The sequence below is a fragment of the Massilibacteroides sp. genome (assembly GCF_028705895.1).
In the GTDB taxonomy this organism is placed as follows: domain Bacteria; phylum Bacteroidota; class Bacteroidia; order Bacteroidales; family Tannerellaceae; genus Massilibacteroides.
Window position 1 is genome coordinate 1 of sequence record NZ_JAQWCQ010000104.1, and the last position, 4,628, is coordinate 4,628.

The 4,628-nt window shown below is 39.0% G+C and carries 6 protein-coding genes; 2 read left to right on the plus strand and 4 right to left on the minus strand.

Annotation, left to right across the window (positions count from 1 at the left end; genetic code table 11):
- Window positions 1–12: 12 nt before the first annotated feature.
- The 4 genes from PHT93_RS15035 to PHT93_RS15050 form a co-directional block, all read right to left on the minus strand.
- Window positions 13–834, minus strand: a complete 822-nt coding sequence (locus PHT93_RS15035) for an energy transducer TonB (RefSeq protein ID WP_300244581.1) — start codon at window positions 832–834, stop codon at window positions 13–15.
- Between the two features lie 5 nt (window positions 835–839).
- The gene (locus PHT93_RS15040; protein WP_300244583.1) at window positions 840–1,256 is read right to left on the minus strand and encodes a biopolymer transporter ExbD; all 417 of its coding nucleotides are present in this window, start codon (window positions 1,254–1,256) and stop codon (window positions 840–842) included.
- A gap of 12 nt (window positions 1,257–1,268) precedes the next feature.
- On the minus strand, window positions 1,269–1,928 hold the full coding sequence (locus PHT93_RS15045; protein WP_300244591.1) for a MotA/TolQ/ExbB proton channel family protein: 660 nt from the start codon (window positions 1,926–1,928) through the stop codon (window positions 1,269–1,271).
- A gap of 90 nt (window positions 1,929–2,018) precedes the next feature.
- On the minus strand, window positions 2,019–2,732 hold the full coding sequence (locus PHT93_RS15050; RefSeq protein ID WP_300244584.1) for a pyridoxine 5'-phosphate synthase: 714 nt from the start codon (window positions 2,730–2,732) through the stop codon (window positions 2,019–2,021).
- Window positions 2,733–2,815: 83 nt separating this feature from the next.
- Between PHT93_RS15050 and PHT93_RS15055 the strand changes: the two genes are divergently transcribed.
- Together PHT93_RS15055 and PHT93_RS15060 are read left to right on the plus strand one after the other, a co-directional pair.
- Complete coding sequence (locus PHT93_RS15055; protein ID WP_300244586.1) at window positions 2,816–3,475, plus strand: CBS domain-containing protein; 660 nt, start codon at window positions 2,816–2,818, stop codon at window positions 3,473–3,475.
- Between the two features lie 13 nt (window positions 3,476–3,488).
- A complete protein-coding gene (locus PHT93_RS15060; RefSeq protein ID WP_300244589.1) occupies window positions 3,489–4,373 on the plus strand; it encodes an NAD kinase in 885 nt (294 codons plus the stop codon).
- The last annotated feature ends 255 nt before the right edge of the window (window positions 4,374–4,628 follow it).

A 4,628-nucleotide genomic window follows, 5' to 3' on the forward strand; every position in this document is an offset into this window, starting at 1 on the left:
TTTCATACAATCTTATTTTAGTGAGTACCTGTAAGTGATAGTTCCACTCTGATTATTCGTACCGTTAATACTATTAAATTTTGCACGTTTAGCCGCTTCTATCGCACTTTTACGCATGGAAGCGTTATCTATATTCGTTCCACGACCTACTTCAGCAAATATGACATTTCCTTTCGGATCAACAGTTATATTTATAACAATACGTCCTTCTTCTTGTATCGTATATGCCGGCCGAGGTAAGCCTCCTGCTCCTAAAGAACGACCATTAAGATTAAAAGAACCGTAACCACCGATTCCTTCGTTTTCTCCATGATCGGAGTTGCCAAACGGGCTACCTTGATTTCCCTCGCCGGATGTTGCATCCCCCTGGCTTCCACCATCGGCATGTCCTATACCAAAAGCTCCTGCCACGCGGTTACTAATGGCTTGTTCTTTCTTCTTACGTTCTTCTTCAAGTCTCTTACGTTCAGCTTCTTCACGTTGAATACGTTCTTTCTCTGCAAGCTCTTTCCGTTCCTTTTCCTCTTTCTCTTTTTTCTTCTCATTTTCCAGAGATACGCTCTCTTCAATATCCTGCGTAACCAAATCTTCCGTTTTGGCTTCAGGCTGACTTACCGGAGAAGGAGGCGTTTGTTGTTGAGGTAGTTGACTCCCGCTATAACGTGGTTCAAATGTACCTGCAGCAGCATTAACGTTCCCGAAATTAACTAATACCCCGCCATCGTCTTCAGGAACTACCGATCTCATCACGATAAATCCCAAAATAATCAGAAGTATTAGGTGAAAAGCGATCGAGCCACCGATACTATATATATCATCTTTATTAAACTTCATAAGCGCTATCTCTTCTGCTGCGGACGAGTGGCAAGCACCATTTTGAATTTATTCTCATTCGCTATATTCAGAATTTTCACTATTTCTTTATAAGGAACTGTCTCGTCTGCATAAAGAGCTACAAACATTTCCGGTTCTTGCACATAACTGCTTTGCAGAAATGGTGTAATCTCATCGAAAGAGACTTGTTTTTCCCTGTCTTTACCAACTGCAACATAATAATTCAGATTGGCATCGATGGTTACGCGTGTAAGTGGTTTGGCAGAAGTTTGCTTCTTTGATTGCGGAAGCGTCACTTTTATGGCATTAGGAATCACCACCGTAGAAGAGAGCATGAAAAATATCAACAATAAAAAGATGATATCCGTCATGGACGCCATACTAAAGGATGAATCGACTTTTGTTCTTCGTTTTAACCCCATTTCTTTCTCTCCTTAATTTGCCGGTTCATTCAGCAAGTCCATAAATTCCATTGTACTGGCTTCCATTTTATGAACTACTTCATCCACTTGCGAAACCAAATAGTTATAAGCAAACAAAGCGATGATACCAACTACAAGTCCCCCTACAGTTGTCACCAAAGCTTCATAAATACCACCTGATAAAATAGTAATATCGACATTACTGCCGGCATTTGCCATATCAAAAAACGAACGGATCATTCCGGTTACCGTCCCTAAAAACCCGATCATGGGCGCACCTGCAGCAATTGTTGCAATCATAGGAAAACCTTTTTCTAATTTTGCAATTTCAAGATTTCCTACGTTCTCTATGGCTACCTGAACATCATTCATCGGACGGCCTAAACGAGAAAGTCCCTTCTCGATCATACGCGCAGATGGTGTATTTGTTCCCTGGCATAGTTTGATTGCAGAATCAATCTTACCATCATGTACATAGTCTTTTATACGATTCATAAATGAAGTGTCTTCTTTTCCGGCACGTCTGATAACAATCAATCGCTGGATGATAAAATAGCCGGCTACTATAGAAAGTAGAAGCAAGACTGCCATTATCCATCCACCCTTAAAGGCCAGATCAATCACATTTATTTCTGCCTCAGTAGGCATAATTTCCGCCGTTAAGTCCGGCATTGTTTCTGTTGTTTGCGCTGCTGCAGCTTGTAAAGAAAGTAAAACACTCATTTGATCTTGTTTTATTCGGTTACTATTTATTTTCTGTTTTTATCTTAAACATGCTTTATAAAGCGATATCGTCTCTTTTAATCCATAATATAAAGCATCACAGATTAATGCATGACCTATTGACACTTCTTCAATCCATGGAATATGGTGACTAAACCAGGCTAAATTTTCAAGATTCAGATCGTGCCCTGCATTTACTCCTAAACCTAAGTTCTTCGCGAATTCAGCCGCTTTCACAAAAGGGGCAATCGCAGACTCTTTATCCTGACCATATAAGCTGGCATAGGGCTCAGTATATAACTCGATCCGGTCTGTTCCGGTTTTAGCCGCCGCTTCGATATTATCCAATTCGGTTCCAACAAAAATTGAAGTACGCACACCGACTCCCGTAAAAGCATCAACCAATTCACTTAGGGTAGTAAAATGCTCATTCACATCCCAACCGGCATTCGAAGTTATAGCATCCGGAGCATCCGGTACTAACGTTACCTGCGTAGGTTTAACCTTCAATACCAAATCTACAAATTCAGGAGATGGGTAACCCTCTATATTAAATTCCGTCTTAATGACCGGTTTTAATTCATAAACATCGGAATAACGTATGTGACGTTCATCCGGACGAGGATGAACAGTAATACCTTCTGCTCCGAATAATTCACAATCTTGGGCAATATTTATTAAGTTGGGCATATTGCCACCTCTGGCGTTGCGAATGGTAGCAACTTTATTTATGTTAACACTTAAATGCGTCATTGTCACTTGTTATATCCTTTCTTTCATTACTTTTGTAATAACATAAATGCAAAAATAGCAGTATTTAGGGAATTAGTAGAACAATGTTGGCGAAAGATTTCATAACAAAGGATATTCCGGTGTTAAAAAGTTTTGATACGATCGAATATGCACTGACACTTATGGATGACTTCAAACTAAAGCATCTGCCGATAGTTGAAGAGAATACCTATCAGGGCATCTTGTCTGAAAGAGAACTTTTAGCAGCTCCTGATGCGACTGCGCTTATCGGAGCCCCAGTTTTATTTTGTCCCAGTATTTTGGAAAACGGACATTTACATGAGGCACTTGCTTCGTTGACACGTTATCATCTCACCCTTCTCCCTGTAATCACCACTGAAGGGAAATATTATGGTTGTATTACCAGAGAAAGCCTGATAGACCTTATTTCTGAACTTTCTAATGCAGAGGCTGCCGGAAGTGTGATTATTCTTGAAGTTGCTTCTCAGGATTATTCTCTTGCAGACATTTCCCGTATTATTGAATCCAATAAAGCCAGTGTTTTGAATCTTTTCACGCGTTGTGATAAAGATACAGATCGGTTGCTTGTCATTCTAAAGATAGACATGGAAGATGCATCTCCGGTTATTCGTAGTTTTGAACGCTTTAACTATACTGTACTCTATCATTTTATGGAAAAGGGAATGGTTGATGAGCTACTGCAACAACGCATGAATGAACTCTTACACTATATGAATCTGTAAAAATATTTGGATAATGAAAGTTGGCATCTTCGGGAGTGACTACCAAGCGGACAAACAAAATTTGCTCCATCGCTTATTTGAGAAATTGGAAGCTTTGGAAGCTGAAATATATGTAGATAATAGCTTTTATATGTATATGGCTGATGCTCTAAGCTTTGAGCCGTCAATAAATGGAGTATTAACTGAAGAAATCTTTGAATTTGACATTGACCTGGCACTTAGTGTGGGTGGAGATGGTACTTTTTTGCATACCGCAGCTCGTGTAAATAAACAAAACGTTCCGATATTAGGGATAAACACAGGAAGACTCGGTTTTTTAGCAGATGTTCCAGTCAGAGAGATCGAAGAGACGCTTGAAGAGTTATACAGGAACTATTATAAAATTGAAGAACGAAGATTATTGCAACTTTTTGTTGACGGTCATCCATTCAGAGGATATAATTATGCATTGAACGAAATAGCCATTCTTAAACGAGACACCTCTTCAATGATTACAATACATACGCAATTAAATGGAGAATATCTCACTTCGTATCAGGCTGACGGGTTAGTAATTGCTACTCCTACCGGCTCTACAGCCTATTCAATGAGCATTAACGGTCCCATCCTTATACCTCAATGTGACAATCTGATTCTAAGTCCAGTAGCTCCTCATTCGCTAAACGTTCGCCCGTTAGTCATTCCTGACTCCTATAAGATTACCTTAGGAGTAGAAAGTCGAAGCAAATCCTTTTTAGTTGCATTAGACGGACGATCCGAAGTTTTCCCAACCGGTATTCAATTATCAGTAGCTGTTGCTGATTATACTACAAAAATTATAAAACGATATAACCATACCTTTTATCAAACATTACGTGAGAAATTAATGTGGGGAGCAGACGCTCGAAAAAGCCAATAACAGTTATTTCAGAAAAACGCAACGCTCATGCATGTTTTACAACACAATTTGGTTAAATATATTTAATAAACCAAGTTTTCGCAAAGAAAATAATGCTGTAAAACATAATATAATTATATTTGTACTGTGTTTTTCCCGACTTTGACGGTCGTATTGATTTTACATATAACATACCCGTTGAATAGCAATGGTTCATGTTTGATTTTATCAGAAATCGTTTTGTAGTGTCTATGGAGATAAAGTGTTCAGGATCTT